The organism is Pseudomonas imrae (assembly GCF_046352735.2).
GTDB lineage: Bacteria > Pseudomonadota > Gammaproteobacteria > Pseudomonadales > Pseudomonadaceae > Aquipseudomonas > Aquipseudomonas imrae.
The window spans coordinates 4,437,384-4,464,145 of sequence record NZ_CP110853.2 but is presented as its reverse complement, the minus strand read 5'-3'; the positions used below and the strand labels follow the sequence as shown (position 1 = coordinate 4,464,145).

Below are 26,762 nucleotides of genomic sequence, written 5' to 3'. Positions count from 1 at the left end.
CCTCTCCCACATTTTGATAAGTGTTTACAGGGCAATCCCGGCCTTGACCCGATACTGATTGCGTACCGGTGTCGCATATTGCAGCACCAGATAGGGCCGATGTTCCGCCGGGCAGGCACTCAAACGCTGCTCCCACTCGATTTTCGCCTTGGCCAGCTCATCGGCGGCAAATATCTCGGCAGCCGTTGGCACCTGCAATTGCGGGTCGGCGTCGCTCCACTGGGCATACGCCAGGTAATGCACCGGAAACAGGCGGTAGCCGCCGAGGATCTGACGATCCATCTCGATCGCCAGTTGCTTGGTATCGTCGAAGCGCTCGGTGATCGGCAAGGCAAAGTTGACGTGGACCCGGCCTTTGTAACCAGTGATCCCCAGGGCGATGCTCACGTCATCTTCACCTGGCGCCTTGTTGTAGGTGCCGGTGGTTGCGCGGATATACAGCTCGCGGGCCTTGGCCGAATCGCACGGGTCGTACTCGTAGCTGATGGACACCGGCGTCAGGTTCAGCGACTGGATGACATCGGCGAACGGTTCGTCCTTGCGACTCATGTGGAACATCTTGAGGATCGCAGATTCGGTGCGGTCGTCCCCGTCCTTGGCACGGCCTTCGGCCTGGGCGATCCAGATCGACTGGCAGTCGTTGCGAATCGAATGGTTGATGTACGCCGACAACAATTGGTACGCCGCCATCTTCTCGCGCCGACCGGTAATGGAGCGGTGTACGATAAAACTCTTGTTCAGGCGCATCAGGTCGCTGACAAACGGCTTTTGCAGCAGGTTATCGCCGATGGCGATGCGGGGGGTCGGCAAGCCCGCGTGGTACACCGCGTAATTGACAAAGGCGGGGTCCATCACGATGTCGCGATGGTTGGCCAGAAACAGGTAGGCCATGCCGGACTTGAGTTGTTCGACGCCGGTGTAGGTAACGCCGTCGGTCGCCCGGTCAATCGTGTGATCGACGTAAAACTCGACTTTGTCCTGCAAGGTAGCAACGGTGGTTACACCGGCGAACTCACGGCGCAGCTTTTGCGCGATCAGCGGCTTGAGCAGCCAGCCGAAGGTGCCGGCAAAACGCGGGAAGCGAAAGTGGGTCAGGATGTCCAGAAAGGCCTTGTCACTGAACAGCCTGGCCAGCACTGCCGGGACTTCGCTGTCGTTGTAAGGTCGGATGGTATCGAATTCGCCCATCATGCTCTCTTGTTAGAAACGGCTAAGGTAGGTAAAGGTTTGGATCGATAAGTGACAGGGCGCGATCCGAGCAAATGGCATCAAACGCAAATTGCCCTGCAAATAGACCGGCGATTATACGCACAAGTCACTTGGGAGACCGCGCGATGCTGGAAACCGAATCGTACGATTGTCCTTATTGTGGCGAGCCAGTCGAAGCTGTACTGGACCTGTCCGCTGGCGATCAGAACTATATAGAAGACTGTCCGGTGTGTTGCCGGCCGATTAACTTCGAGCTGCAGGTACACGATGGTGAATGGATGCTTTATGTGAGCAATGAGAACGAATAGGAGGCGGCCATGCAGCGAGTCTACGAGCCGGAAAATCTGATGGAAGGCGAATTGCTGCAACAAATGCTCGCCAGTGAAGGTATCGATGCGCATCTGGTCGGGCGTCATTTGCTCGGTGGTACCGGCGAACTGCCGATATTTGGCCTGCTGGGGCTGGAGGTCGAGAACGACCAGGCCTGTTACGCCCGCGAGCTGATTACCGCCTACATCGGCGCGCAACCGGTGTCAGGCGATGACTCTGACAGCGTTCCCGACGTGCTGGTCTGTTAGGCTGTTGACCGGTTTATCCAAGAGTCGTGTTACCCCATGTGTGGACGTTATGCCCTGTTTCGCTGGAATCCTGCCTTCGCCGCCCTGCCGGGGTTTCCGGCAGATCAGCAAGCCCAGTGGAACATTTCCCCTAATGATTCGGTGTTGATCCAGCGCCAGGCCGGCGGTCAGCGTACGCTGGCGCGGGCGCGCTGGGGGTTGACCCCGCCGTGGCTCACTGACTTGTCCCGTACCCCGGCCCATGCGCGCGCGGAAACCCTGGCCGAACAACCGATGTTTCGCGAGGCATTTCGCCAGCGCCGCTGCCTGTTACCGGCCAACGGGTTCTACGAATGGCGTGGCACCCAGCGTAAGCGACCGTACTGGTTGACGCCAGGAGAGGGCTCGACGCTGTTCTTCGCGGCGATCTGGGAGGCTTATCCGGTGCAGGAGCAGGTCTGGTTAAGTACGGCGGTGGTGACCCAGGCTGCGCAGAACCAGCGGCGCCCGCTGATCCTGGACGCTGCGGGGCAGGCGGCCTGGCTTGATCCCGAGACCCCGCTGCACACATTGCAGGCGCTATTGGCCAGCGACCCCGCAGTGTTGCGTGAGCGGGTGCTGGCCAATCTGGTGAATGACCCGAAGTTGAATGCTCCGGAGTGCCTGACGCCGGGGTGATTCCAGGCCTGTCATATCGGCGTCCTGTGTGTTGCGCGATTCAGCAGCAAGGGCGATCGTCGGAGTGGGCGTTATCCGAAATTCGGCAGTTAGATCTCCTGTGTATCTGGCGCCAATACCATGGACCGCCTACGATACGCATCATGTTTTCAGGGAGAACGTTTATGAAGAAACTTTTGGCGTTAAGTGCATTGGGCGCAGCATTGCTGCTGGCCGGTTGTCAATCGGTCAACACTACCAGCGGCGGTGCTGTCGGGGTAGAGCGCAAGCAGTACATGTTCAGCATGTTGTCGAGCCAGGAAGTCGACCAGATGTATGCGCAGTCCTACCAGCAGACGCTGGGCGAGGCCAGCGGCAAGGGCCTGGTGGACAAGTCCAGCGCCAACGCCAAGCGTGTCCAGGCCATTGCCAAGCGTTTGATCGCCCAGGCGCCCACTTTCCGGGCGGATGCCGCGCAGTGGAAGTGGGAGGTGAACCTGATCAAAAGCGATGAGATGAACGCCAACTGCGGGCCTGGCGGCAAGATCTTCGTCTACAGCGGGTTGATCGACAGCCTCAAGTTGACCGACGACGAGTTGGCGGCGGTCATGGGTCATGAAATCGCCCACGCCTTGCGTGAACACGGTCGTGAAGCCATGTCCAAGGCTTATGGCATCGAGATGGCCAAGCAGGGCGCCGGTGCGTTGTTCGGCCTGGGTCAGGACAGCCTGGCGCTGGCCGACACCGTGGCCAACTACGGCATGACCTTGCCTAACAGCCGCGGCAATGAAAACGAAGCGGACCTGATCGGCCTGGAATTGTCGGCCCGTGCGGGCTACAACCCGAACGCCGCGATCACGCTCTGGAACAAGATGGCGAAGGCTTCGGAGGGCGCGCCACCGGAGTTCATGAGTACGCACCCTGCATCCGACAGCCGGATCGCTTCGTTGCGGGCGGCCATTCCGAAAGTGATGCCGTTGTATCAGCAGGCCAAAAAGTCCTGATTCACGGCTGACCTTTGCAGGTTCCCCGCCTGCCGGCGATGCCGGTAAGCAGGGCTCCTGCAGGTTGTGGGTTAGATCCACCCGCTGCTTTGCATGGCGTTGTACACCGCAACCAGTGCCAGGATGAAAAACGCCGAGGCCGCCAGTCGCCGAATCAGGGTCAATGGCAGTTTCTCCGCAGCGAAATTTCCCGCCAGAACCACCGGCACGTTGGCAATCAGCATGCCCACGGTGGTACCGATAATCACTAGCCATAGTTCCGGATATTGTGCCGCCAGCATCACCGTGGCGATTTGCGTCTTGTCGCCGATTTCAGCGATGAAGAATGCAATCAGCGTGGTCAGGAATGGACCGAACTTGCGCGAGGTGCTGGTTTCGTCGTCATCGAGCTTGTCCGGCACCAGGGTCCACAGCGCTGTGGCGCAGAAGCTTGCGGCCAAGATCCAGTGCAGTACCGCGTCCGAGAAGAAGCTGCCGAACCAGGCACCCACGGCACCGGCGGCCGCGTGGTTGGCCAAGGTCGCGGCCACGATACCGGCGATGATGGGCCAGGGCTTGCGAAAGCGTGCAGCAAGAATGAGCGCGAGCAGTTGCGTCTTGTCGCCGATTTCGGCCAGGGCAACGATTGCAGTTGGAACGAGGAATGAATCCAGCATCAGGTAGGTTTCCAGGGGGCGGGTCGACACGGCTATGACACGTACAGCCTTCCCGCCCCGGGTAAGGTGTGCGTGTCATAGGTCTTGTCAAACCCCGGTCCGTCTATGCGGACTCCTGGGTCGCATACGCCATGGTCTGCTGACCAAGTATGTTGACGTATGCCGGACGAGCATGGTGCTCGTGGGAGACTACTCCCCTAGGACGGAGCGGATTCTGCCTTGGCAAACCCCGTTCGGCAAGCCTTCTTTTTCAAGTCCCCCTCAGCCGCGCTTGGCACGGTAGATGCGAAAGCCCTGGCCTTCGGCCTTGATCGCGCATACGCCAAGATGCTCTTCGATCAGGGGTTGGTATTTCAGGAAGCTATTGGCAACCAGCCGAAGTTCGCCACCGTTTTTCAGATGTTGGCGTGCTTTTCGCAGCAGGTTTTCCGTAGCGAAGTAATCGGTGTGTACCCCGACATGGAACGGCGGGTTGCTCAAGATCGAGTCCAGGCCCATCGGCGCGGCGTCGATGCCATCGCCCGTCAGCACTTGCGCTTCCAGGCCGTTGGCGGCCAGGGTCAGGCGGCTGCTGGCGGTGGCGAAGGCATCCACATCGAGCAATGTGACGGTGTTGTGGGGGTAGCGACGCTTGACCGCTGCGCCCAGCACGCCGGCGCCGCAGCCAAAGTCCAGCAGATGGCCGCTGGGCAGTTTGTCCAGATGCTCAAGGAGCAACGCAGTACCTCGATCCAGGCGGCCATGGCTGAATACACCAGGCAGGCTGACCACTTTGAGCGGCCCATCGGCCATTGGTACCTCAAACACTTGGGCCAGGCTTTCCAGGTCCGGCGCCGCCGGGGCGTTGCCCACGGTGACTTGCCACAATTGGCAATGCCGCGCGTTGTCCAGCTTGCGCGGTTTGCCGAAGGCGTTCAGCTGTTTTGCAGCACTCTCGATACCGCCACGTTTTTCTCCGACCAGAAACATCTCGGCACCGGGCAGGCGCGCGGCTACGGATTTGATGATGTAGTCGGCCAGGTCCTTGGACTTGGGGAGAAACACTACCGCCGAATCGAATGCCGCCGCAGGGACATTCACTCCGAAATGGCTGCGCTCGGCGAAACGTGCGTCCAGCGCAGCCTGATCGCCGGCATGCCAGCACCAACCGTGGGCGTTGGGCAGGCGCCCGAGCAGGTCGTCGGCGGGCAAGCCGGCCAACAGCAGGTTGCCTTGAAAAAGTTCGGCCTGGCGAAGCAGTACTTCACTGCGCGGATCCATGGTCTGCTCCCTGAAAAAGGAGCGCAGTTTATCAACTGACGACGCGCTGCGGTGTACCGCTGAAAAAGCCCTGGGCGTTTTCGGTCAATTGCCCGACGATTCGCTGCCTGGCTTCACGGCTGCCCCAGGCGCTGTGAGGGGTCACGATCAGCCGCGGGATATCGGCGGCCAGCAGTGGATTGCCGGCGGTGGGTGGCTCGACGCTCAGCACGTCGGTAGCCGCACCGCCCAGATGACCATTGCGTAATGCGTCTGCCAGGGCCTGTTCGTCGATCAAACCACCGCGTGCGGTATTGACCACGAATGCGCCGGGCTTGAGCAGTGCCAGTTCGCGAGCACCGATAAAATGGCGCGTGTGCTCATTCAGTGGGCAGTGCAGGGTCAGGGCGTCGATCTGTGGCAGCAACTCATCCAGTGGTACACGGTCAGCCCGTGCCGGGCGGCCGGGAATTGCCCCCAGCAGCACGCGCATGCCAAAGGCTTCGGCCAGGCGCGCGACGGCGCCGCCCAACTCGCCGTGGCCAAGCAGGCCAAGGGTTTTACCTTCCAGCTCGACAATCGGGTAGTCCAGCAGGCAGAACTGCCTGGCCTGCTGCCACAGGCCCGCATCGACGTCTTTCTGGTAATCCTTCAAGCGTGTGGCGAGGTTGAGCAGCAGCATGATCGTATGCTGTGCCACCGATGGCGTGCCGTAGCCCTGGCAGTTACTCACGGTAATGCCCCGGGCGCGGGCGGCGGCCAGGTCGACGTTGTTGGTGCCGGTGGCGGCAATCAGGATCAGTTTCAGTTCGGGGCAGGCCGCCAGGGTCTTGGCGTCCAGCAGGATCTTGTTACTGATCGCCACTTGCACGCCTTGCAGGCGTTCAATGACTTGATCCGAGGTGGTCTGCTGGCACAGCTGCAGTTCGCTGAAGCTTTCCCGCAGCAGGCTCAAGTCCAGATCTCCCAGGTCCAGGGAAGAGTGATCGAGGAAGACGGCGTGGCGATTGTTCGTCATCAACTGTACCTTTTGCGACTGGGTTTGAAGGCGTAATCTGCTGAGCCTATCAGATGAAATAATCAGTTACTTCCTGGAGTGTGCATGTACCTCACTGAGTTCTTGACCGTGGTTCTGATTCACTTGCTGGCAGTGGCCAGCCCTGGGCCGGACTTTGCCGTGGTGGTGCGCGAGAGCGTGACTCATGGGCGCCGCGCAGGCACGTGGACGGCGTTGGGTGTCGGATCGGCGATTTTCCTGCACGTAGGCTACTCATTGCTCGGTATTGGCTTGATCGTGTCCCAGTCCATCGTGCTGTTCAATGCATTGAAGTGGGCAGCAGCAGCTTACTTGCTGTACATCGGCTTCAAGGCCCTGCGCGCGCAACCGGCCAAGCCAGCGGGCGAAGAGGACTTGCACCGGGAAGTCGGCGAGCGCACCGCTCGTGGCGCATTTACCTCGGGTTTCGTCACCAATGGCTTGAACCCCAAGGCCACGCTGTTTTTCCTGTCGTTGTTCACGGTAGTGATCAACCCCCATACACCATTGGCGATCCAGGCCGGTTACGGGGTGTACCTGGCGACTGCGACGGCGGCCTGGTTTTGCCTGGTGGCCATGCTGTTCAGCCAGCAACGGGTTCGCGCAGGGTTTGCACGCATGGGCCACTGGTTCGACCGGACCATGGGCGCGGTGTTAATTGCCATTGGGGTAAAGCTGGCTTTCACCGATCGCTAGTTGTGCAGTAAATCGGCCAGTGCTGGCTTGTGGCTAGCACTGGCTGGGATCTGCAAATCATTCCTTCGGCTGATTTGGCCGGCGCGCAAGGTCTCTAAAGTGCAAATCCTTTAGCCAAGACCGTGCAGTCATAAAAGGGATTCGTATGTTGCAGACTCGTGTCATTGCGCCCGCCAAAGGTGCGTACCAGTATCCGCTGTTGATCAAGCGCCTGTTGATGTCTGGCGTACGCTACGAGAAAACCCGGGAAATCGTCTATCGCGACCAGTTGCGCTACACCTATCCGACCCTCATCGAGCGTGTCGCCCGCCTGGCCAATGTGCTGACCGAAGCCGGAGTCAAGGCGGGTGACACCGTGGCAGTGATGGACTGGGACAGCCATCGTTACCTGGAGTGCATGTTTGCGATCCCGATGATTGGCGCGGTGGTCCACACCATCAACGTGCGTCTGTCGCCGGAACAGATTCTCTACACGATGAACCATGCCCAAGACCGTTTCGTACTGGTCAACGCTGAATTCGTCGGGCTCTATCAAGCCATCGCTGGTCAACTGACCACCGTCAACAACACCCTGTTGTTGACCGATGGCGAGGAAAAAACCGCCGACCTGCCCGGCCTGGTCGGCGAGTACGAGCAATTGCTGGCCGCCGCCAGCCCCCAGTACACCTTTGAGGACTTCGACGAGCATTCAGTGGCCACCACGTTTTACACCACGGGAACCACCGGTAACCCCAAAGGTGTGTATTTCACCCATCGCCAACTGGTGCTGCACACCATCGGCGTGGCGACCATCATGGGCAGCGTCGACAGCGTGCGGCTGCTGGGGACTAACGATGTCTACATGCCAATCACGCCGATGTTCCACGTGCATGCGTGGGGATTGCCCTATGTGGCCACGATGCTCGGGCTCAAGCAGGTCTACCCCGGCCGCTACGATCCCGAATATCTGGTGGAACTGTGGCGCAAGGAAAAGGTGACGTTCTCCCACTGCGTACCGACCATCCTGCAAATGCTGCTCAACGCCAAGGCTGCCCAGGGCGTGGATTTTGGCGGTTGGAAAATCGTCATCGGTGGCAGCGCCCTGAACCGCACGCTCTACGAAACCGCCAAGGCCCGTGGCATTCAGTTGACCGCTGCGTATGGCATGTCCGAGACCGGGCCGCTGGTGTCCTGTGCCCACCTCAACGAAGAATTAATGGCTGGCACCGAGGATGAGCGCACCACCTACCGTATCAAGGCAGGTGTGCCGGGGCCGCTGGTGGAGGCTGCCATCATCGACGGCGAGGGCAACTTCCTCCCGGCCGACGGTGAGTCCCAGGGCGAACTGGTGCTGCGTGCGCCATGGCTCACCGAGGGGTATTTCAACGAACCGCAAAAAAGCGCCGAGCTCTGGGAAGGCGGCTGGATGCATACCGGCGACGTAGCCACCCTCGATGCCTTCGGGGTGATCGACATTCGCGACCGCATCAAGGATGTGATCAAGACCGGCGGCGAATGGATCTCTTCGCTGGCGCTCGAAGACCTGGTCAGCCGTCACCCAGCGGTACGCGAAGTAGCGGTGGTGGGGATTGCCGATCCGCAGTGGGGCGAGCGCCCGTTTGCGTTGCTGGTGGTGCGTGAAGGCCAGGCAATTGGCGCCCGCGAGCTCAAGGACCACCTCAAGCCGTTTGTCGAACAGGGCCACTTGAGCAAGTGGGCCATTCCGAGTCAGATTGCCATTGTTACGGAAATTCCCAAGACCAGTGTCGGCAAGCTCGACAAGAAACGTATCCGTATCGACATCATTGAATGGCAGGCCAATAACAGCACCTTCCTTTCTACACTCTGACGTTGCCTGCCGTGCCCTCGAGGGTGCGGCAGCGCTCTATTACAAGCCTTTGACTTGTTATTTAGCGATTTTCAGCCATCCTCTTTCGCGTCAGCCCTTGCTGGCGTGGCGAAAGGACTGTGGCAGACGGGTTGGTGATGCAAATCACACTTTAGAGGGATCAAGCGATACCCCCTGCTGGCTATAGTTCCTCCGAGAGTTTTTCAAGAGTGCGGCGTTGCGGGCCATGGTGGTTCGACGCTCGTCCGGCCTTGGGATCGTTGTGTCCCGGCCGTTACAAGCATGTTTGAAAGGGCTCGCTGCCATAACAATAAAGTGCACATGGAGTAGCGTCGATGACCTCAGTAAACCAGTTCTGGCGCCGGGCGAGATTGCCCCTGGCGGTCAGTCTTGCCTCGACCCTCGCCGGGCCCGCATTCGGCGTCAGTTTCAACATCGGTGAAATCGAAGGCAGCTTCGATTCGTCCCTGTCGGTGGGCGCCAGTTGGGGCACGTCCAAGCCCAACAAGGACCTGATCGGCGCCAACAACGGCGGCAACGGTTTGTCCCAGACCTCCGATGACAGCCATTTGAACTTCAAGCGTGGGGAGACGTTTTCGAAGATCTTCAAGGGTATCCATGACCTGGAGCTGAAATACGGCGATACCGGCGTGTTTGTACGCGGTAAATACTGGTATGACTTTGAACTCAAGGACGAAGGTCGTCAGTTCAAGGACATCAGCGACAACAACCGCAAAGAGGGTGCCAAGTCCTCGGGCGGGCAGATTCTCGATGCGTTCATCTACCACAACTACTCCATCGCCGATGCCCCGGGTTCGGTGCGCTTTGGCAAGCAGGTGGTGAGCTGGGGGGAAAGTACGTTCATCGGCGGCGGTATCAACTCCGTCAACCCGATCGACGTATCCGCATTCCGTCGTCCGGGGGCGGAGATCAAGGAAGGCCTGATTCCGGTCAACATGTTCTATGTGTCGCAGTCGTTGACCGACAACCTGTCGGCGGAAGCCTTCTACCAGTTGGAGTGGGACCAGACGGTCACTGATAACTGCGGCACGTTCTTCTCCCAGCCGGATGTGATTTCCGATGGCTGCAGCGATAACTTGCGTGTTCTGAACAAGCGCTCGACCATCCCAGGCGCTGCGTTGCCGACGCTCGGTGCATTGGGTGTGGATGTCAATGACGAGGGTGTGTTGGTACGGCGTGGCCCGGATCGGGATGCGCGCGACAGTGGCCAGTTCGGCGTAGCCATGCGCTACAACTTTGAACCGCTGGATACCGAGTTCGGCGCCTACTTCATGAATTACCACAGCCGTGCGCCGATTTTCAGTGCGCAGGGTGCGCCATCCGCGGCCTTCACTCGTCCGCTGGGGCCGCTGGGAGCATTGCGCCCATTGATCGTTGCTGGTAGTTCCAACTACTTCGTCGAGTATCCGGAAGATATCCGCCTTTATGGCTTGAGCTTTTCCACCATGCTGCCTACCGGCACCGCCTGGAGCGGTGAGTTGAGCTACCGGCCAAACGCTCCGGTGCAATTGAGTACTACCGACATTCTGTTCGCCGGTGTTACACCGATACCCGGTTATGGCAACGCTTCAGTGCTCAAAGGCTCGCCGGGTCAGGATTTGCATGGCTACAACCGCAAGGAAATTACCCAGTTCCAGACTACCTTCACGCACTTCTTCGATCAGGTCATGGGTGCGAGCCGCTTGACTACCGTCGGTGAAATCGGTGTAACACGCGTGGGCGGCCTGGAAAGCAGGTCCGAGGCCCGTTATGGCCGTGACCCAGTGTTCGGTCCAGGCGAGCTGCCAGGTGGGTTCTGCAATGCGCTCAATAACTCCACCGCCAACGGCGCCGGTCTGCCAAACGCTGGCGGTCTGAACACCAACTGCAACAATGACGGCTTCACTACCTCCACTTCCTGGGGCTATCGCGCCCGTGCAATCTGGGAATATCCAGACGTCTTTGCTGGGGTCAACCTCAAGCCTAGCGTGGCATGGTCCCATGACGTGAAAGGTTACTCGCCAGGTCCTGGTGCCAACTTTGAAGAGGGTCGCAAGGCTGTCAGCCTGGGTGTCGATGCGGAGTATCAGAACACTTACACCGTCAGCCTGAACTACACCAACTTCTTTGGTGGCGACTTCAGCACGACGGATGACCGCGATTTCGTCGCTTTAAGCGCCGGCGTCAACTTCTAAGCACACTCTTTCAAGCAGTACGTATTTTCAGGAAGTCCAGAACATGAAAATAACCAAAAGTCTGTTGCACGTGGGTGTGCTAGGACTGTCGATCATGGCCAGCAGCGTCATGGCGGCAGTCTCGGCGGATGAAGCCGTCAAGCTGGGAACTACACTGACGCCGATGGGCGCGGAAATGGCCGGTAACGCTGCCGGCACCATTCCTGCCTGGAAAGCGCTGCCAACCAACGCCGGCGCCGTGGATGCCAAGGGTTTCCTGGCCAACCCGTATGCCAGCGAGCAACCGCAGTTCATCATCACCGCGCAGAACGTCGAACAGTACAAAGACAAGCTGGCGCCGGGGCAGTACGCGATGTTCAAGCGCTACCCCGAAACCTTCAAGATGCCGGTGTACACCACGCATCGTGGCGCTACCGTGCCTGCTGAAGTGTTCGCCTCCATCAAGAAGAACGCCACCACTACCAATCTGGTTGGCGGCGGCAACGGCCTGGAAAATTTCGAGACCGCGATCCCGTTCCCAATCCCTAAAAGTGGCGTCGAAGTCATCTGGAACCACATCACGCGCTATCGCGGCGGCAGTGTGACGCGCCTGGTGACCCAGGCTACGCCGCAGGCCAATGGCTCTTACAGCCTGGTGTATTTCCAGGATCAGTTTGTGTTTCGCGACAAGATGAAGGATTACAATCCGGCCAATCCGGGCAATATCCTGTTTTACTTCAAGCAGAAAGTGACCGCTCCGGCGCGTCTGGCCGGTGGTGTGCTGCTGGTACACGAAACCCTCGACCAGGTTAAGGAGCCGCGTGCAGCCTGGGTCTACAACGCGGGTCAGCGCCGTGTGCGCCGCGCACCGCAAGTTTCCTATGACGGCCCTGGCACCGCAGCCGACGGCCTGCGTACCTCCGATAACCTCGACATGTACAACGGTGCGCCGGATCGCTACGACTGGAAACTGGAAGGCAAGAAGGAAATCTACATCGCCTCCAACAGCTACAAGCTCGACGATCCGAAGCTCAAGTACGCCGACATCATCAAGGCCGGCCACATCAACCAGGATCTGGCGCGTTATGAGTTGCGCCGCGTCTGGCACGTGGTTGCGACCCTGAAGGAAGGTCAGCGCCACATCTATGCCAAGCGTGACTTCTATATCGACGAAGACACCTGGCAGGCTGCGGTGATCGATCATTACGATGGTCGTGGCCAATTGTGGCGTGTGGCTGAAGCTCACGGCGAAAACTACTACGACAAGCAAGTACCGTGGTACGCCCTGGAAACCCTCTACGACTTGCAGTCCGGCCGCTACTTGGCACTGGGTATGAAGAACGAAGAGAAAAAAGCGTATGACTTCGGCTTCACGGCTACCACCAGCGACTTCACCCCGGCGGCCTTGCGCCAGGACGGGGTTCGCTAACCTGTTGTAAACGAGGCCGCATCCTCGTAGTGGGAGCGGGTTTGCTCGCGGAGAAGGTGGATCAGTCAATAAATCTGGAGACTGATTCACTACCATCGCGAGCAAGCCCGCTCCCATATTTGTTTCAGGGATATCGGGAGCGTTCCCGGATATTTCTTGTTGTAGTCTTTTTCAGCTAATTGTTGCAAAGATCTACAAAGCACTCGCTTTTACCGCTAGTCTGCGGACATCTGCAATGCCGACCACAGCCTTCTACAAGAGCCCGGCGATGACTGATCTGTCCCGAATCCAAGGGCCTGCCAGTGCGGTAGTTCCCGCCCTGGAAGAGCGCTTCTATCGACCCCCACTGCCCGATGGCTACGTGTTGCGACCGCGCCTGTGCGAGCGTCTGGGCGCGGGCCTGGAGGGGCGGCTATTGCTGGTCAGCGCGCCGGCCGGGTTTGGCAAGAGTTCGCTGGCAGTGGAGTTTTGCCAGAGTCTTCCTGCTCATTGGCAAAGCCTGTGGCTGGGACTCAGCGCTCGGGACAGCGATCCTGGGCGATTCCTGGAGCGCCTGCTCGATGGTCTTCAGCAATATTTCCCGCAGTTGGGCGCCCAGGCATTAGGCCTGTTGAAGATGCGTCAGCGCCATCAACCGTTTGCCTTTGAAGAATGGCTGGATGGTTTGCTTGACGAGTTGACGGTTCACTTGTCCACGCGCGCACCCTTATTGTTGGTATTGGATGATTATCATCTGGCCCAGGGGCCGGTGTTGGACCGTTGCCTGCAATTTTTCCTCAATCATTTGCCCGACGGCCTGCTGGTGCTGGTCACCAGTCGCCAGCGCCCGGACTGGCACCTGGCGCGGCTGCGCCTTTCCAGGCATCTGCTGGAGCTGCATGAGCATGACCTGCGCCTGACTCGCGATGAGTCGCTGGCGTTGCTTGACCGCCACAGCAGCTCATTGCGTGGCGAAGCATTGGATAATCTGATTCGCCGTAGCGAAGGTTGGGTCGCCGGCCTGCGCTTCTGGTTGCTGGCAGCCTCCGAAGCAGGCAATCAGGCGGATTTGCCTCAAGGCTTGAATGGTGGCGAAGGGCTTATCCGCGATTATCTGTTGGAGGAGGTGATCGATTGCCTGCCGCCGGAAGTCCAGGGTTTTCTCTACGATACGGCCTCTCAGGAGCGTTTTTGCAGCGAACTGTGTGACGCGATACGCGAGGCCCATGACAGCGCGGAGATCCTGCGCTACCTGCAATCCCATCAAGTATTCCTGGTACCGCTGGACGAGCAGGGCCATTGGTACCGTTATCACCATCTGTTTTCCGATCTGCTGCGCACACGCCGCTCGGCGAACGCGATGTTGCCCGCTGCCACCCTGCACCTGCGCGCGTGCCGCTGGTTCAATGCCCAAGGGCTGCTGGATGAGGCGGTTGAACAGGCACTGCGCGCCGGCCATCTGGATGTGGCGGCGAACCTGGTGCAAAACCTATCCGAAGAGCAACTGTTGGCCGAGCAAAACGTGGGCATGCTGTTGCGCTGGAAAATGGATTTGCCCGATAGCCTGTTGATCAGCACGCCGCGCTTGATCGTGCTCTACAGTTGGGCCCTTGGGCTGGCGTGCCAGTTGGATGCGGCGCAAGAATTGTCCAGTCATCTCAGTCGATTTCTGCCGGCGCCTTCGGCCACAGCGCAGAAATCGATGCTGGCCCAATGGTTGGCCCTTAGCGGAATTATCGCCCGTGGGCGCGGAGACCGCGAACTGACTCAGTTGTATTGCAGCGAGGCGTTGGAAAGCCTGCCGCAGAAACGTTATGGCCAGCGGCTGATGTGTTTGTCGACGCTGTCTAACCTGGCCATTGCAGACGCCGACCTGTGGCGGGCCCGTGGCTTGAATCGCGAGTCTCTGGAGTTGGCGCAGCGGGTCGGAAACCCGTTGTTCGAGGCGTTGGCGCACTATGACCGAGCGCGAGTGCTGCACGCCCGTGGTGAAATCCTGCGCTCATTGGACGAAGTGCGTGAAGGGCTGCAACGCTTGCATGGCCTGGCACCCCAGCGTCTGTATGCAGTGCGCGCCCGCCTGACGTCGTATGAGGGCTTTTTACTGCTGATGCGCAGCCAACCCGAGACCGGCATGTTGCGCTTACGGGCGGGGATTGCCGAAGCACGTGCCTGCCGCGACATCAGTGTGCTGATCGGCCATTGTGTCATCGCCAATCATGAGGGGCGTCGTGGCGATTTCCCCAAGGCCTTTGCCGAGTTGGCCGAGGTGGAGCGGCTGATGCACATCTGGGACGTGCCACCGATTTACTATCTGGCCATGATCACCCTGATCAAGTGTGAGCTGTGGCTGGCTCAAGGACGCACCGACCTGGCCGGTGCCTGGCTGACGCGATTGGGGCAGACCTATAGCGGCGAACAGGCCGCCGCTGCTCCGGAGTTTCATCCGCAACTGGCGCAACATATCGAACTGCAACAAGCGGCGTTGGATGCCATTCGCGGGCAACCCGAAGCGGCACGGCACCGGCTTGAAGCGTTGGCTTGCCAATCCAAGGCCAATGGTCGGCAGATGGTTGCGGTGATGGCCCTCACGCAACAGGTATCGTTACTGCTGGGTGAGGGCCAGGCCACGTTGGCCCGCCCGGTTTTCGCTCAGGCCTTGCAAGCAGCTGCGGGCGGTGCATTGCAACCCTTTCAGCGGATTTTGGAGCATTATCCCGACTGGACGCGCGAGCAATTGGACCAGGCACCAAATAACCTGTTGAGCCAAAGCCTATGTGCGCTTTTACCGACCGTCGTGCCACGGGTGTCGAGTGACCCTGGGCATACCAGTGAAACGTTGAGCGTGCGAGAGGTGGCGGTGCTGCAATTGATCGCGCAGGGTTTTTCAAACCAGGAGATCAGCAATCAGTTGTTTATCTCCCTGCATACGGTCAAGACCCACGCCAGCCATATCAACAGCAAGCTTGGCGTCGAGCGTCGCACTCAGGCTGTGGCCCGGGCGCAAGCGTTGGGACTTATTGGCTAAAGTTGTCTTGGGGCACGGCACGAGGGACGCTTGGGAAGAATTCCAATATCACGATGAAACACTGTTCTTCGTTCTGGTATTGGAGCCTCCAGCCGAGCTTATCGCTTAACCATTGCACCAGTTCCAGGCCCAGGCCGTATCGAAAATCCGTGCCGTCTTCCCCATGATCACTGACTCCTATGTGATTGACCATGCTCAGCATTTTCGGCGTACAGGTGATTTCTGCAGTGCATTGGTAGCAGGTTACCGATGCTGATTCAGCACGCGTTGTAGGGGAACGGGTAGACACCATCCTGGATATTCAGTACGAGTGTGCGATTCGGGTACTTAAGCGGTGCGCCCAATGTTCCGAGACGTGTGTCGTGCTTCCTGCCTCTCCACGGACCTGAAATCGCTATACCGTCTTGGGGGGATCCTGCTTTTCAAAGTGATCGAAAGTTCCAGACGATCTCCACCACCCGTCCTGCGATCAAGACATAGGTCAGAAGCAGCAATATCTGCAGCACCAGGTGATAACGCAGCCTGGCAAGCCTGCGAATGCCATCGCTGATATTCAGCAGCATCAGCAGGGTAGACACTATGATCAGGCCCAATCCTGCAAGGCTGGATGCCAGGACCCCGAGGAAAAGCTCATAGCTTCCACTCAGCACGTCGGTCCCTGCGGCAAAAAGCAGGGCGCAGACCAGCAGGTTCTTTACATTGTCGAAGATCTTCGTACACAGGTCGTTGTCCAGTAGATGTATATAGCGCTTCCAGATCTTGTGCATGGCTTACTCCGTCGGATCACTGTTCACTGGGAGGCAGGGCAATCCGCCGCCCCACGGTCTGCAGCCTGATTGATCACGGTGGCCAGTCGTCTGACGTTGTTTTGATGGGCAATCACCAGTTCATCGATGCCTTGGCCCGAAGGCGATTGCAAAACTGTTCGGCAGGTCAGCAGCGGGCTCTTGCTGGCTGGGCTCTGGCGAAGGCGCCATTTGACATCAAGCAGCGCGTACTGGCCGGGAATCGAGTCAAAACGCTGCACGTCCAGGCGCACCGACACACTATGTCGAGGGTTGCTGCTGCTCAGTTGATCGGCCAGGGCGCTGCGCAACTCATCCACCAGGCTGGCGGCCCACCACTGGGTTTCAAGAATCGCCACACCACTGTCACCCTGGCGGATTACCACCTGCGGTCGGTCGACCTGGGGCGGAACACTGATGCTTTCAATGCGAATCTCCGCACCCTGTGGTGGCGTGGCCGCGCTCACGGGAGTCAGGGTATGGAACTGGATCGGTTCACTGCGGCAGGCGCTGAGCAGCAATAGCCCGGTAATGACCAGCGTGACTCTTGACGAGAAAACCATGGCAGTTACTCCTGTGGTCAGTTACGGGGCGGCCCTTGCAGATCTCGTGGGGCAGCATTGTCGGGGCGGCCGCGAATCAGTGACTCCGGATGGCGTCCCAGGTAATCCGAGAGTTCACGCAGGGAGCGTGACATGCGCTCAAGCTCGCCCAGGGTCTGGGTCAGTTGCTCCCGTTGCGGTGAGTCTTCGGCCAGGGTTGCACTGGCCGATTGCAAGGTTTTGCTGACGTCTGTCAGGGTGGTTTGCACGCCAGGCAGGGTCTTGGCATTGAATTGGACAAGACCCTTGCGCAGCTCGACGAGATTGCTGTCGAGATTGCCAGCGATGCGTTCGATCGGCAATTGGCTGATCTTGTTGACGATGCCTTCAAGCTTTTCCTGGAGTTGCTCCAGGTTGCCAGGAATGGTTGGAATGCTGACGGGCCGAACACTTGCATCAAAGGTGACTTTCTCGGCTTTCGGATAGAAGTCCAAGGCAATATAGAGCTGACCAGTCAGTAAGTTGCCGCTGCGTGCCTGGGCGCGCAAGCCGTTCTCGATGAATGTGCCCATCAGCCGGACGCCCGCGGCTTCATCGTTGGGATCATGATTCAGCACCTTGAGCATCTTGGTATGGGCCTGGCCGAGCCGTTGTGGGTAAATCACGATACCGACGTTGACCGGGAAGCTGCGTTTTTCTGCATCGAAATCCAGGTTGATGGCCACCACCTTTCCAAACTCGATCCCCAGGAACTCCACCGGAGCACCGACCCTGAGCCCGCGCAACGCCTGCTCGAAACGCAGGCTCAGGTATTGCGCCTGGCCATTGGGGGGGGCGAGGGCAGTTTGCTGGTCGGGGAACAGTTCATAGGCATATTCTTCGGCAGCGGGCTTGTCACCGGGGCTGTATTCCGGTGCGCGAAAGGCAATGCCGCCCACCAGCAGGGTCGACAAGGACTCGGTCTTGAGCGAGAAACCATTGGCGCCGAGGCTCATGTCGATACCGCTGGCGTTCCAGAAGCGAGTGTTTTCCGTAACGTAGACATCGTTGGGCGCGTGGATGAACACGTCGATGTCCACCCCTTTGCCGTCAGCGGCCAGCGCGTAGGTCACGACCTGGCCGACGGGGATCTTGCGGTAGTACACCGGCGAGCCGATGTCCAATGACCCCAGGTCCTGGGTGCGCAAAGTGAAGCGCTTGCCCGGCTCGCCATAGGTAATGGCCGGCGGGGTTTCCAGGCCCTTGAACTGCTTGGCGCGTGTGTTGGACTGGCCGATGTCGGCGCTGATGTAATCCCCGGACAGCAGCGTGTCGATGCCTGAAACCCCGCCTGCGCCTATACGCGGGCGTACGACCCAGAATTGCGAGTCCTCGCGAGTGAAGCTCTCTGCCTGCTTGGCGAGCTTGATGGTCGCCTTGACGCTTTTTTGATCATCACTCAGTGCAACATCGGATACCTGGCCGATGACCACGTTGCGGTATTTGACTTCGGTTTTGTTGGCGGTCAAGCCACTGCCGGTCTTGAAGGTGATGGTAATGGAGGGGCCTTCCTGCAGCAGGCTGTGGACGACCAGCGATAGACCTACCAGCACCGCGACGATCGGCACGATCCACACCAGCGAAACACTCAAACGTCGGGTCTTGATCGGCGCCTGGCCGGGGGGCTGCGCTGTGTCAGTGCTGTGCGGCTTCATCGGCGATCTCCTCAATGCGTGGGGTTTCCCAGATAAGGCGCGGGTCGAAACTCATCGCCGACAACATGGTGAATACCACCACCAGGCCAAAAAACAGAATGCCCAGGCGTGGTTCGATAGTACCCAGGGCCTGAAACTTCACTAGTGCAGCAACCAGGGCTACCACAATCACATCAAGCATCGACCAGTAACCGATCAGTTCGACGAAGCGATACAGCTTCGAACGCTCCTTGCGCGCCCACAGGCTGTTGCGCTGTACCGTCACCAGCAGCAGGCTCAGTACGACAAACTTGATCCCAGGCACGGCAATACTGGCGATGAAAATGATCAGGGCAATATCCCAGGCGCCGTGCTGCCAGAATTCCAGCACGCCGCTCATGATGGTGCTGTCAGCGCCGGAGCCGAGCATTGTGGTGTTCATCACCGGCAATAGATTGGCGGGTATGTAAAGCACCAGCGCTGTGAGCAGATAGGCCCAGGTACGTGTCAGGGAATTGGTCTTGCGCCGATGCAAGGCAGCGCCGCAGCGCGGGCATTGCTCGGGCTCCTCGCGCATGTCACATGGCAGGCCGCACCCATGGCATAGGCAGAGATTGAGCTCGCTGGCGGTCGGAGGCCGGCTCATAAGGTGTCCCACAGATCACGCACATCACGCCCGGCGATCCGGATCAATAACAGGCTGAGTGCCGCCAGGGCAAAGAGGCCGATACCCGGCAGCACGTCAAGCATCCCCGCCAGCTTGAACACGGCGACCATCGCACCCAGCAGGCAGACCTCCAGCATGCTCCATGGCCTGAGCGCTTCCAGCCAGCGCATGCACGTCTTGAATGCCGGCGAGCGCCTGCCCGCCATGGCGAAGCTCAGTACCCATATCAGCAACAGCAACTGAAAAACCGGTGCGATGATGATCGAGATCGCCGCCACCAGCGCGATAAAGGTAATCGGCCCCAGGCTCAGCGCCAGCACCGAATCCCATAACGTGGCGCTGTTTTTCAGCCCTTGCAGGCTAATGCTCATCACTGGATAGAAGTTGGCAAAAACCCACAATACAGAGGCGGTCACGGTCAGCGCCAGACGCTGCTCCACCGACAGCCCGTTATAGCGCTGGAGTACACTGGCACAACGACTGCAGAAGGTTTTCTGATGTTTGGCGAGCGTGACTTTTTCATACACACAGTCGCAGTGCTCACAGATAATCAGCGGTTTGTCAGTCGCCATAGGCTCCACTCGAAACACTAGGGTTTTCAGGGCTATCATTGAGCGTTTTCAACTGAGTGAAAGGCGCTTGAAAAGCTTAGCAGTTGGTAGCTTGTGCGCCTGTCTGAATCCAGGCGATGTACCAATCCCGATTGACCGGTCTGTTGTTGCGCTAGTCGGGCCTACTCTGTAACCACTATGCCATCGACCCAAGCAGGCTCATCCATGACTTTCGCAACACCCACCTTGATCCGCGAAACCTTCCCCGTCGGCCCGTTGCAGTGCAACTGCACTATCATCGGCGACCCCATCAGCAAAAAGGCGATCGTGGTCGATCCCGGTGGCAACCCCGAGTTGATCCTGGCGCGACTCGATGCGCTGGGCCTGAAGGTGGTCAGCATCATCCATACTCATGCACATCTTGACCATTTCCTGGCCTCCGGGCAGTTGAAGGAAAAGACTGGCGCCACGTTGCACCTACACAAGGAAGATCAGTTTCTTTGGGATAACCTGGAAATGCAGTGCCAGATGTTTGGTGTGCCGTATACGCCGGTGCCATCGCCGGATCGCTGGTTGACTGATGATGAAGAACTGGCCTGTGGCTGCGGCGTGGCGCTGCATACGCCGGGGCATACACCAGGTTCCATGAGTTTCTGGTTTGCCGATGCCAAGTTGCTGATTGCCGGGGATACGCTGTTCCGGCGCGGGGTGGGGCGTACGGATTTGTGGGGCGGCGATCAGGCAACCATCGTGCGGTCCATCAAGCAGCGGCTCTACACCCTTGATGAGGAGGCTACCGTGGTGACGGGGCATGGCCCGGATACGCGCCTGGGGGAGGAGATGCGGGAGAACCCATTTGTCCGGGCTTGACGGGACGTTGGTCTGCAAGCGCGTTGTTGCAAAATGGCAGGTGGTTGGTTGCGCGCATCTGCTACGGTTTCTGTAGGCACTCTGTTGTCATCTTTTGTTGCGTGTGCAGGTGTGGTCGCGGAATTTTTACCGTTTGTCGCGATCAAAACCCCGCACAGGTCCATTGCCAATGTCCTCTGCATCACAGAATGCAAAAGTAGGAGCTTCCTTCATGTTCACTTCACGTCGTCTGCTTGTTGTTGCTACGGCTGTAGCCTTGTTGTCGGGCTGTGCTTCACCCAATCCTTACGATGGCAGCCAAGGACAGGCCAACACTGGTTCTCAAGGCATGAGCAAAACCGCCAAATACGGTGGGCTCGGTGCACTGGCCGGCGCATTGGCTGGTGCGGCCATCGACCATGACAACCGTGGCAAGGGTGCGCTGATTGGCGCCGCCGTCGCCGGTATTGGCGCTGCGGGCTACGGGTACTACGCTGACCAGCAGGAAAAGAAACTGCGTGAAAGCATGGCCAATACCGGGGTTGAAGTTCAGCGTCAGGGCGACCAGATCAAATTGATCATGCCGGGCAATATCACCTTCGCAACTGACTCCGCGGCGATTGCCAGCAGTTTCTACACGCCGTTGAACAACCTGGCGGGCTCTCTCAAGCAGTTCAGCCAGAACACCATTCAGATCGTCGGTTATACCGACAGTACCGGCAGCCGCCAGCACAACATGGACCTGTCCCAGCGTCGTGCGCAAAGCGTGGCTACTTATCTGACGTCCCAGGGTGTCAGCGAGGCCAACCTGAGTGCTCGCGGAGCCGGCCCGGATAACCCGATCGCCAGCAATGCCGACGTCAACGGACGCGCCCAGAACCGTCGTGTCGAGGTTAACCTTGGCCCGATCCCAGGCCAGCAGTATGGCCAGCCCCAGCAACAAGCACCTCAGCAGAACAATGAGTTCCAGGGCAATCCGTACCAGCAATATCAATAAGCGACAGCCAAAAAAAGGCGCCGTGCAGTCAATGCACGGCGCCCTTTTTTGTGCCGACTACATCAGTCGATGTATTCGAATACTTTGACGATCTTCTGTACGCCGGAGACGCCCTGTACTAGGTTGGTGGCGCGGGTGGCTTCCTGTTGAGTCAACAGGCCCATCAGATAAACGATACCGTTGTCGGTGACGACCTTGATGCGTGAGCCGGGAATCGCGCTATCGGCCAGCATTTGTGCCTTGATCTTGGTGGTCAGCACAGCATCGTTGCTGATTGCCAGCAGCGTGATGGGTTGCATCACCTGCAATTCGTTGTGAACCTTTTTGACCCGTTGAACGGTCGAGGCCGCTTGTTCTGCCTGGGACTTGAGAGTCTCGTTCGGAGTTTGCCCGGCGAGCAGCACGATACCGTTGAAGCTGGTCACGACGATGCGCGATGCACCGTTGCCCAGGTCGGGAGCAGCTTTGGAAACATTGACACCGACCTTGGTTTCGATCAATGAGTCGTCAATCTTGCTGCCAAAGGTGCGTGTACCCCTGTCATCCTGGATTGGTGTATCGCGTGTCGCGGTAATTGCCGAGGTGCAGCCGCTGATACCGAGGCACAGCGTGATGGCCAAAAGGCTGAGGCGGTTAACGGTCATTCTTCACTCCCGAACAGTTGGCTGTCGATCAGATCGCACAGGCAATGGATCGCCAGCAGATGGACTTCTTGAATACGTGCGGTGACATTGGCCGGGACGCGAATTTCCACGTCCTCGGGCAAAAGCAGCGAGGCCATGCCGCCGCCATCACGCCCGGTCAATGCTACGACAATCATTTCGCGATCATGTGCGGCCTGGATCGCTTGAATAATGTTCGCCGAGTTACCGCTGGTGGAAATCGCCAGCAGTACATCGCCCGGTTGGCCGAGGGCGCGAATCTGTTTGGAAAAGATTTCGTTGTAGCTGTAGTCGTTGGCGATCGAGGTAATCGTCGAAGAGTCTGTGGTCAGGGCGATAGCCGGCAAGCTCGGCCGCTCGCGCTCGAAGCGGTTGAGCAGTTCGGAGGAGAAATGCTGGGCATCGCCGGCTGACCCACCGTTGCCGCACGAAAGCATTTTGCCCTCGTTGAGCAGGGCGTTGACCATGACTTGGCTGGCTTGCTCGATGTGCGGTGCAAGTACGTCCATCGCCTGTTGCTTGGTATCGATACTGGCCTGGAAAAGCTGGCGAATTCTGGATTGCATGTCCATCTGTGTGACCTTAAGTAGCGCGGCTGTTTGGCACAGGAAATGTGCAGCCCGCAAAGCAAAGAGCAAAAATATGCAGTAAAAAAACGATTCGGCCTGGATGTTGCTCAGCCGTCAAAGGCATTGCGCAACCAGTTCAGGTCAGCGGTTCCGTGCGGGGTGCTTTCTATGGCTACCACATCGAAACGGCAGGGAGAGTCGGCCCAGCGATGTTCACTGAGCAGGAAAAACTGCGCGGCGAGTATCAACTTTTGACGCTTGCGCTCATCGACACTGGCGAGCGCACCACCCCATTGTGCGTGTTTTCTGTAGCGGACTTCGACAAATACTACTGTATCGCCGTCAAGCATGACCAGATCAAGCTCGCCGCGTTTACACAACCAGTTCTGCGCCAAGAGGCGCAGACCCTGTTGCCGCAGGTGTTCAAGCGCTTGATGTTCGGCATCCTTGCCGCTTTGCGAGCTGGACCGCTGGGGCATCAGCGCGAAGTGTCGGGCAGGCGTTGAACCTGGCCGCTGACGAACTGCGCCCATGGCATCTGGCGTTCGACTCGTTGGCTCGGGCTCATGCCCAGGTTGCCGGAAAGGCCATCAATACGTGTATCCGGCAGTGCCTTGAGCTGACCCAGTCGCGGCACCAGGCGATAGGCATCGACGCCCATCGCATAGAGCCGGCCCAGGCTTCCATTGGCTTGCGGCCACTGTGCGGCAACCTGATTACGCAATGGATCGGTGGTGTCGAGCAGCCACGGCGTTTCGCAAAACATGACACCGTTCATGTCGTTGTACTGGTTCCTGTCGCCACTGGCGCTGAAAACGTGGGACGTGGCATACACCGGAACATCCCCTGCGTACTGGAAGTTCAGGGTCGGCTTGATCTGCTGGGCCTGTTGTGGCGTTACCGCGAGGAAGAGGAACTCGATGTCCCGGCTGCGCGACGGCTGTGCCGAGACGTCGGTGCCGACCGTGCTTTGCAGGCTCTTGGCGCGACCTTCGCTTTGGCGCAGTTTGAACAGATCGGCAATCTGTTGGGCCAGGGCAACGGGCTGGTCAACGTGTTCGACCCCGATTATGGTGCCGCCGTTGGCTTCCCAGTCCTGGCGGAAGGCCCTGAACACCCGATCGCCCCACTCACCTTTGGGCACCATCACGGCGGCACGGTGCAGGCCGTCGGCGCGAGCCCGGCGAGACGCTTCGCGAGCTTCGTCTTCGGCAGCCAGGCCAAACTGGAACAGTTGTGCCGGACCTTGGTCGTTTTCGCTGTAGTTCAGGGCCAGGGTAGGGATGGGCAACTGCGCGCGGGCACTGAGTTGCTTGACCAGGGGTTTTTCCAATGGGCCGACCACCAGTTGCACGCCGGCAGCCTGGGCCTTGCTGTAGAAGTCATCGATGGATGTCAGACGCGAGGTGTCATAGAACTCGATGACCGGTGGTTTCTGCCCGGCTTGTTCAGCCTGGTAGTGCGCGGCCATGAACCCTTCACGCAACGCCTTGGCGACGGAGGCAAGCGGGCCTTCCTGAGGTAGCAACAAGGCGATCTTGTTCAGGGGCTGGCTGGCAAGCTCCTTGAGCTTGACCAGTGGCATCGGCAACTGCACTGCAGCTGGATGGCTAGGGTTCTGCGAGCGCCAGGTATCGATGGCGGCTTGCTGTTGTTCCAGGGTGCCAGCGCTCTTGATGGCCTGCGCCAGGCTGATCCAGCCATCCAGTGTCGGATTGCCGGATGCCTGCAACTGCTCGGCAGGCAAGGCCGCAATCAAGGTCCAGATGGCTTCATGATTGCTGCTTGCCGCTTCGCCGGCCAGCAGTGGGGCCAGGGCGACACGCTCGCGAGCGGCAGCCAGGGTCTGGCCATCGGCTTCATAGGCGCGGGCATGTACAGTCCCGGTGCGAACCTGTTGTTCCGGCGGCAACTGCCCAAGGTTTTGCAGGCTTGGATGGTTCAGTGCTGTCAACGCCGCCTTGGGTTGGTTGCGCGTCATGGACAGTTCTGCTGCCAGGGTGCTGGCAAATACTTGGGCAGCAGGCTTGAGGCCGCCCAATGGCACTTGTGCCAGGATCTGCGCGGAGCGTCCGGGATTGTTCTGGTGGAATGCCATGTCTGCCGCGCTCAGGCGTAGCAGTGCAGCTTGTTCCGGGGTCTTGGCCGAACTCGCCTGTTCGAGCAGTTGCTCGATGCTGGCATCCGGGGTCCGTGGGAGTTCGCCAAGGCTTGACGAGGGCGAGCTGGCGCAAGCCGCCAATAGGGCAGCGAGGCAGAAGGCAGAGAACAGCCGCAGGCAAGCGATCATGTAAGTGTTCCTGATACCGATCAAATTAGCGTGGAATTGTACCCAAGCACTGGCCGGGGCGCGATGTTACTGGCGTGAAACCGTCTATTTAGATCGTGAAAATGTTGCGCAGCGTCACGATAAACGACAAACAGACAGGTCGAGCACGCTTTCGGTGACGCATTTTTTTGATGTCTACGCGCTACAATGTGGCTTTTGCCAATCATTGAGGTGTGCGCTTTGACTGCTCCAGGTCCTTTGAATTCCACTGCTGGCTCGCTTTTTGTGGTGGCGACGCCCATTGGCAACCTGGACGACATCAGTGCGCGGGCGTTGAAAGTGTTGCGCGAAGCTAAATTGATCGCGGCTGAAGACACTCGGCATTCCCTGCGGTTATTGCAGCATTTCGGTATCACGACGCCATTAGCCGCCTGCCATGAGCACAACGAGCGTGAAGAGGGCAGCCGTTTTATTACGCGTTTGCTTGCGGGTGATGACGTGGCGTTGATTTCTGATGCAGGGACGCCACTTATCTCCGACCCGGGGTACCACTTGGTACGCCAAGCGCGAGCCGCAGGTATCAATGTAGTGCCTGTTCCGGGTGCGTGCGCGCTGATTGCTGCATTGTCGGCGGCGGGGTTGCCGTCGGACCGCTTCATTTTCGAAGGCTTCCTGCCAGCCAAGGCCGTCGGGCGCCGTGCACGGCTCGAGCTGTTAAAGGAAGAGCCGCGCACCCTGATCTTCTACGAAGCTCCTCATCGCATCCTTGAATGCCTGCAGGATATGGAGTTGGTGTTTGGGGGGGAGCGCTTGGCGTTACTGGCGCGGGAGCTGACCAAGACCTTCGAGACCCTCAAGGGCCTGCCTCTGGCCCAGTTGCGTGAGTTCGTCGAGAGTGACAGCAATCAGCAGCGCGGCGAGTGCGTCGTGTTGGTTGCTGGCTGGACGGCGCCAGAAAGTGAAGATGCGGTAGGCAGCGAAGCCATGCGAGTCCTGGATTTGTTGCTCAAGGAAATGCCTCTCAAGCGGGCTGCCGCGTTGGCTGCCGAGATAACCGGTGTGCGCAAGAACGTGTTGTATCAGGTGGCCCTGGATAAGCAAAAGGGCGAATAGTTCCGACCTTTGTCCGCATTACGTCGGAAGGTGATGGCAATGCTGTCTTTTATTGCTTGTCCTCAGGGCTCGGTGCCGTTAACCTTCGCGGCGGAGAGTCGATTGGACAGTCGCTGCCCTCTATGAAAATTAGGGGGGGGAGGAAAGTCCGGGCTCCATAGGGCGAAGTGCCAGGTAATGCCTGGGAGGCGTGAGCCTACGGAAAGTGCCACAGAAAATAACCGCCTAAGCACTTCGGTGCCGGTAAGGGTGAAAAGGTGCGGTAAGAGCGCACCGCACGACTGGCAACAGTTCGTGGCTAGGTAAACCCCACTTGGAGCAAGACCAAATAGGGTTCCAAGGCGTGGCCCGCGCTGGAACCGGGTAGGTTGCTAAAGATGTCCAGTGATGGCCATCGTAGACGAATGACTGTTCAAGACAGAACCCGGCTTATAGATCGACTCTCCACCTTATTTCCTTCTGTGCGAGTCTCGGGCAGAAACCAGGTAGTAGCGCAAGAATCCCTCCCTGCCAAATCAATGGCAGATGTGTCTTCGTAATACCAAAAAAATCTTACTCTTAATAAATTACTTTAAGTTCAAGCCCTAGCTCTA

General features: G+C 58.8%; 25 protein-coding genes, 1 other RNA gene and 1 riboswitch. Of the genes, 13 read left to right on the top strand and 13 right to left on the bottom strand.

Features of this window, described 5'->3' with window-relative positions:
- Nucleotides 1–24 precede the first annotated feature (24 nt).
- Nucleotides 25–1,188 (bottom strand): 1-acyl-sn-glycerol-3-phosphate acyltransferase, encoded by a 1,164-nt coding sequence (locus OQ460_RS20190; RefSeq protein ID WP_410019129.1) that lies wholly within the window; start codon nucleotides 1,186–1,188, stop codon nucleotides 25–27.
- 146 nt (nucleotides 1,189–1,334) lie between these two features.
- Between OQ460_RS20190 and OQ460_RS20185 the strand changes: the two genes are divergently transcribed.
- The 4 genes from OQ460_RS20185 (at nucleotide 1,335) to OQ460_RS20170 (ending at nucleotide 3,427) form a co-directional block, all read left to right on the top strand.
- Entirely contained in the window at nucleotides 1,335–1,517 is a 183-nt protein-coding gene (locus OQ460_RS20185; protein WP_410019128.1) for a CPXCG motif-containing cysteine-rich protein, read from the top strand.
- 9 nt (nucleotides 1,518–1,526) lie between these two features.
- Entirely contained in the window at nucleotides 1,527–1,787 is a 261-nt protein-coding gene (locus tag OQ460_RS20180; RefSeq protein WP_410019127.1) for a putative signal transducing protein, read from the top strand.
- Between the two features lie 36 nt (nucleotides 1,788–1,823).
- Complete coding sequence (locus OQ460_RS20175) at nucleotides 1,824–2,444, top strand: SOS response-associated peptidase (RefSeq protein ID WP_410019126.1); 621 nt, start codon at nucleotides 1,824–1,826, stop codon at nucleotides 2,442–2,444.
- Between the two features lie 164 nt (nucleotides 2,445–2,608).
- On the top strand, nucleotides 2,609–3,427 hold the full coding sequence (locus tag OQ460_RS20170; protein WP_410019125.1) for a M48 family metallopeptidase: 819 nt from the start codon (nucleotides 2,609–2,611) through the stop codon (nucleotides 3,425–3,427).
- Between the two features lie 71 nt (nucleotides 3,428–3,498).
- Here OQ460_RS20170 and OQ460_RS20165 read toward each other — a convergent pair whose 3' ends face one another.
- From OQ460_RS20165 to OQ460_RS20155, 3 genes are all read right to left on the bottom strand, one after another.
- Entirely contained in the window at nucleotides 3,499–4,083 is a 585-nt protein-coding gene (locus tag OQ460_RS20165) for a TMEM165/GDT1 family protein (RefSeq protein ID WP_410022065.1), read from the bottom strand.
- A 90-nt stretch (nucleotides 4,084–4,173) separates the two neighbouring features.
- A riboswitch (yybP-ykoY riboswitch) is annotated at nucleotides 4,174–4,293 on the bottom strand.
- A gap of 51 nt (nucleotides 4,294–4,344) precedes the next feature.
- Nucleotides 4,345–5,343: a methyltransferase gene (locus OQ460_RS20160; RefSeq protein ID WP_410019124.1), complete on the bottom strand. Its 999-nt coding sequence runs from the start codon at nucleotides 5,341–5,343 to the stop codon at nucleotides 4,345–4,347.
- Nucleotides 5,344–5,374: 31 nt separating this feature from the next.
- Complete coding sequence (locus OQ460_RS20155; RefSeq protein ID WP_410019123.1) at nucleotides 5,375–6,340, bottom strand: 2-hydroxyacid dehydrogenase; 966 nt, start codon at nucleotides 6,338–6,340, stop codon at nucleotides 5,375–5,377.
- Between the two features lie 84 nt (nucleotides 6,341–6,424).
- On the opposite strand from OQ460_RS20155, the gene OQ460_RS20150 reads away from it, so the two are divergent.
- The 5 genes from OQ460_RS20150 (at nucleotide 6,425) to OQ460_RS20130 (ending at nucleotide 15,492) form a co-directional block, all read left to right on the top strand.
- The gene (locus OQ460_RS20150; protein WP_410019122.1) at nucleotides 6,425–7,054 is read left to right on the top strand and encodes a LysE family translocator; all 630 of its coding nucleotides are present in this window, start codon (nucleotides 6,425–6,427) and stop codon (nucleotides 7,052–7,054) included.
- Nucleotides 7,055–7,199: 145 nt separating this feature from the next.
- Nucleotides 7,200–8,882 carry a fatty acid--CoA ligase gene (locus OQ460_RS20145; RefSeq protein ID WP_410019121.1) on the top strand — a complete coding sequence of 561 codons (1,683 nt, stop codon included), beginning with the start codon at nucleotides 7,200–7,202 and terminating at the stop codon, nucleotides 8,880–8,882.
- 335 nt (nucleotides 8,883–9,217) lie between these two features.
- Nucleotides 9,218–11,077 carry a DUF1302 domain-containing protein gene (locus OQ460_RS20140; protein ID WP_410019120.1) on the top strand — a complete coding sequence of 620 codons (1,860 nt, stop codon included), beginning with the start codon at nucleotides 9,218–9,220 and terminating at the stop codon, nucleotides 11,075–11,077.
- A 43-nt stretch (nucleotides 11,078–11,120) separates the two neighbouring features.
- Nucleotides 11,121–12,485, top strand: a complete 1,365-nt coding sequence (locus OQ460_RS20135; protein WP_410019119.1) for a DUF1329 domain-containing protein — start codon at nucleotides 11,121–11,123, stop codon at nucleotides 12,483–12,485.
- A gap of 268 nt (nucleotides 12,486–12,753) precedes the next feature.
- Complete coding sequence (locus tag OQ460_RS20130) at nucleotides 12,754–15,492, top strand: LuxR C-terminal-related transcriptional regulator (protein ID WP_410022064.1); 2,739 nt, start codon at nucleotides 12,754–12,756, stop codon at nucleotides 15,490–15,492.
- Nucleotides 15,493–15,914: 422 nt separating this feature from the next.
- Here the strand turns inward: OQ460_RS20130 and OQ460_RS20125 are convergent, their stop codons facing one another.
- The 5 genes from OQ460_RS20125 to OQ460_RS20105 are packed head-to-tail and all read right to left on the bottom strand — an operon-like array spanning nucleotide 15,915 to nucleotide 19,731.
- The gene (locus tag OQ460_RS20125; protein WP_410019118.1) at nucleotides 15,915–16,259 is read right to left on the bottom strand and encodes a hypothetical protein; all 345 of its coding nucleotides are present in this window, start codon (nucleotides 16,257–16,259) and stop codon (nucleotides 15,915–15,917) included.
- A 23-nt stretch (nucleotides 16,260–16,282) separates the two neighbouring features.
- Nucleotides 16,283–16,840, bottom strand: coding sequence for a PqiC family protein (locus tag OQ460_RS20120; RefSeq protein ID WP_410019117.1), 558 nt, complete (start codon nucleotides 16,838–16,840; stop codon nucleotides 16,283–16,285).
- A 17-nt stretch (nucleotides 16,841–16,857) separates the two neighbouring features.
- Entirely contained in the window at nucleotides 16,858–18,513 is a 1,656-nt protein-coding gene (locus tag OQ460_RS20115) for an intermembrane transport protein PqiB (protein WP_410019116.1), read from the bottom strand.
- The gene (locus tag OQ460_RS20110) at nucleotides 18,494–19,138 is read right to left on the bottom strand and encodes a paraquat-inducible protein A (RefSeq protein ID WP_410019115.1); all 645 of its coding nucleotides are present in this window, start codon (nucleotides 19,136–19,138) and stop codon (nucleotides 18,494–18,496) included. The genes OQ460_RS20115 and OQ460_RS20110 overlap by 20 nt, the downstream gene beginning before the upstream one ends.
- Nucleotides 19,135–19,731 carry a paraquat-inducible protein A gene (locus tag OQ460_RS20105; RefSeq protein ID WP_410019114.1) on the bottom strand — a complete coding sequence of 199 codons (597 nt, stop codon included), beginning with the start codon at nucleotides 19,729–19,731 and terminating at the stop codon, nucleotides 19,135–19,137. The genes OQ460_RS20110 and OQ460_RS20105 overlap by 4 nt, the downstream gene beginning before the upstream one ends.
- Before the next feature lie 204 nt (nucleotides 19,732–19,935).
- On the opposite strand from OQ460_RS20105, the gene OQ460_RS20100 reads away from it, so the two are divergent.
- On the top strand, nucleotides 19,936–20,580 hold the full coding sequence (locus OQ460_RS20100) for an MBL fold metallo-hydrolase (protein ID WP_410019113.1): 645 nt from the start codon (nucleotides 19,936–19,938) through the stop codon (nucleotides 20,578–20,580).
- 211 nt (nucleotides 20,581–20,791) lie between these two features.
- Entirely contained in the window at nucleotides 20,792–21,556 is a 765-nt protein-coding gene (locus OQ460_RS20095) for an OmpA family protein (RefSeq protein WP_410019112.1), read from the top strand.
- A 62-nt stretch (nucleotides 21,557–21,618) separates the two neighbouring features.
- On the opposite strand, the gene OQ460_RS20090 is transcribed toward OQ460_RS20095, so the two are convergent.
- The 4 genes from OQ460_RS20090 to OQ460_RS20075 form a co-directional block, all read right to left on the bottom strand.
- Complete coding sequence (locus OQ460_RS20090) at nucleotides 21,619–22,200, bottom strand: BON domain-containing protein (RefSeq protein ID WP_410019111.1); 582 nt, start codon at nucleotides 22,198–22,200, stop codon at nucleotides 21,619–21,621.
- On the bottom strand, nucleotides 22,197–22,790 hold the full coding sequence (locus OQ460_RS20085; protein ID WP_007904374.1) for a phosphoheptose isomerase: 594 nt from the start codon (nucleotides 22,788–22,790) through the stop codon (nucleotides 22,197–22,199). The genes OQ460_RS20090 and OQ460_RS20085 overlap by 4 nt, the downstream gene beginning before the upstream one ends.
- Nucleotides 22,791–22,894: 104 nt before the next feature.
- A complete protein-coding gene (locus tag OQ460_RS20080) occupies nucleotides 22,895–23,266 on the bottom strand; it encodes a YraN family protein (protein WP_410019110.1) in 372 nt (123 codons plus the stop codon).
- Entirely contained in the window at nucleotides 23,266–25,077 is a 1,812-nt protein-coding gene (locus tag OQ460_RS20075; RefSeq protein ID WP_410019109.1) for a penicillin-binding protein activator, read from the bottom strand. Before OQ460_RS20075 ends, OQ460_RS20080 begins: the two co-directional genes overlap by 1 nt.
- A gap of 186 nt (nucleotides 25,078–25,263) precedes the next feature.
- On the opposite strand from OQ460_RS20075, the gene rsmI reads away from it, so the two are divergent.
- Nucleotides 25,264–26,169: a 16S rRNA (cytidine(1402)-2'-O)-methyltransferase gene (rsmI, locus tag OQ460_RS20070; RefSeq protein WP_410019108.1), complete on the top strand. Its 906-nt coding sequence runs from the start codon at nucleotides 25,264–25,266 to the stop codon at nucleotides 26,167–26,169.
- Between the two features lie 94 nt (nucleotides 26,170–26,263).
- An RNA gene (gene rnpB, locus OQ460_RS20065) (RNase P RNA component class A) lies at nucleotides 26,264–26,617 on the top strand.
- The last annotated feature ends 145 nt before the right edge of the window (nucleotides 26,618–26,762 follow it).

Coding starts and splice junctions, on each gene's coding strand:
- OQ460_RS20135 (WP_410019119.1), top strand. CDS start 11,121: ATGAAAATAACCAAAAGTCTGTTGCACGTGGGTGTGCTAGGACTGTCG.
- OQ460_RS20180 (WP_410019127.1), top strand. CDS start 1,527: ATGCAGCGAGTCTACGAGCCGGAAAATCTGATGGAAGGCGAATTGCTG.
- OQ460_RS20170 (WP_410019125.1), top strand. CDS start 2,609: ATGAAGAAACTTTTGGCGTTAAGTGCATTGGGCGCAGCATTGCTGCTG.
- OQ460_RS20120 (WP_410019117.1), bottom strand. CDS start 16,840: ATGGTTTTCTCGTCAAGAGTCACGCTGGTCATTACCGGGCTATTGCTG.
- OQ460_RS20090 (WP_410019111.1), bottom strand. CDS start 22,200: ATGACCGTTAACCGCCTCAGCCTTTTGGCCATCACGCTGTGCCTCGGT.
- OQ460_RS20115 (WP_410019116.1), bottom strand. CDS start 18,513: ATGAAGCCGCACAGCACTGACACAGCGCAGCCCCCCGGCCAGGCGCCG.
- OQ460_RS20185 (WP_410019128.1), top strand. CDS start 1,335: ATGCTGGAAACCGAATCGTACGATTGTCCTTATTGTGGCGAGCCAGTC.
- OQ460_RS20145 (WP_410019121.1), top strand. CDS start 7,200: ATGTTGCAGACTCGTGTCATTGCGCCCGCCAAAGGTGCGTACCAGTAT.
- OQ460_RS20160 (WP_410019124.1), bottom strand. CDS start 5,343: ATGGATCCGCGCAGTGAAGTACTGCTTCGCCAGGCCGAACTTTTTCAA.
- OQ460_RS20140 (WP_410019120.1), top strand. CDS start 9,218: ATGACCTCAGTAAACCAGTTCTGGCGCCGGGCGAGATTGCCCCTGGCG.
- rsmI (WP_410019108.1), top strand. CDS start 25,264: ATGTGGCTTTTGCCAATCATTGAGGTGTGCGCTTTGACTGCTCCAGGT.
- OQ460_RS20165 (WP_410022065.1), bottom strand. CDS start 4,083: ATGCTGGATTCATTCCTCGTTCCAACTGCAATCGTTGCCCTGGCCGAA.
- OQ460_RS20080 (WP_410019110.1), bottom strand. CDS start 23,266: ATGCCCCAGCGGTCCAGCTCGCAAAGCGGCAAGGATGCCGAACATCAA.
- OQ460_RS20125 (WP_410019118.1), bottom strand. CDS start 16,259: ATGCACAAGATCTGGAAGCGCTATATACATCTACTGGACAACGACCTG.
- OQ460_RS20100 (WP_410019113.1), top strand. CDS start 19,936: ATGACTTTCGCAACACCCACCTTGATCCGCGAAACCTTCCCCGTCGGC.
- OQ460_RS20190 (WP_410019129.1), bottom strand. CDS start 1,188: ATGGGCGAATTCGATACCATCCGACCTTACAACGACAGCGAAGTCCCG.
- OQ460_RS20175 (WP_410019126.1), top strand. CDS start 1,824: ATGTGTGGACGTTATGCCCTGTTTCGCTGGAATCCTGCCTTCGCCGCC.
- OQ460_RS20075 (WP_410019109.1), bottom strand. CDS start 25,077: ATGATCGCTTGCCTGCGGCTGTTCTCTGCCTTCTGCCTCGCTGCCCTA.
- OQ460_RS20150 (WP_410019122.1), top strand. CDS start 6,425: ATGTACCTCACTGAGTTCTTGACCGTGGTTCTGATTCACTTGCTGGCA.
- OQ460_RS20130 (WP_410022064.1), top strand. CDS start 12,754: ATGACTGATCTGTCCCGAATCCAAGGGCCTGCCAGTGCGGTAGTTCCC.
- OQ460_RS20085 (WP_007904374.1), bottom strand. CDS start 22,790: ATGGACATGCAATCCAGAATTCGCCAGCTTTTCCAGGCCAGTATCGAT.
- OQ460_RS20155 (WP_410019123.1), bottom strand. CDS start 6,340: ATGACGAACAATCGCCACGCCGTCTTCCTCGATCACTCTTCCCTGGAC.
- OQ460_RS20110 (WP_410019115.1), bottom strand. CDS start 19,138: ATGAGCCGGCCTCCGACCGCCAGCGAGCTCAATCTCTGCCTATGCCAT.
- OQ460_RS20105 (WP_410019114.1), bottom strand. CDS start 19,731: ATGGCGACTGACAAACCGCTGATTATCTGTGAGCACTGCGACTGTGTG.
- OQ460_RS20095 (WP_410019112.1), top strand. CDS start 20,792: ATGTTCACTTCACGTCGTCTGCTTGTTGTTGCTACGGCTGTAGCCTTG.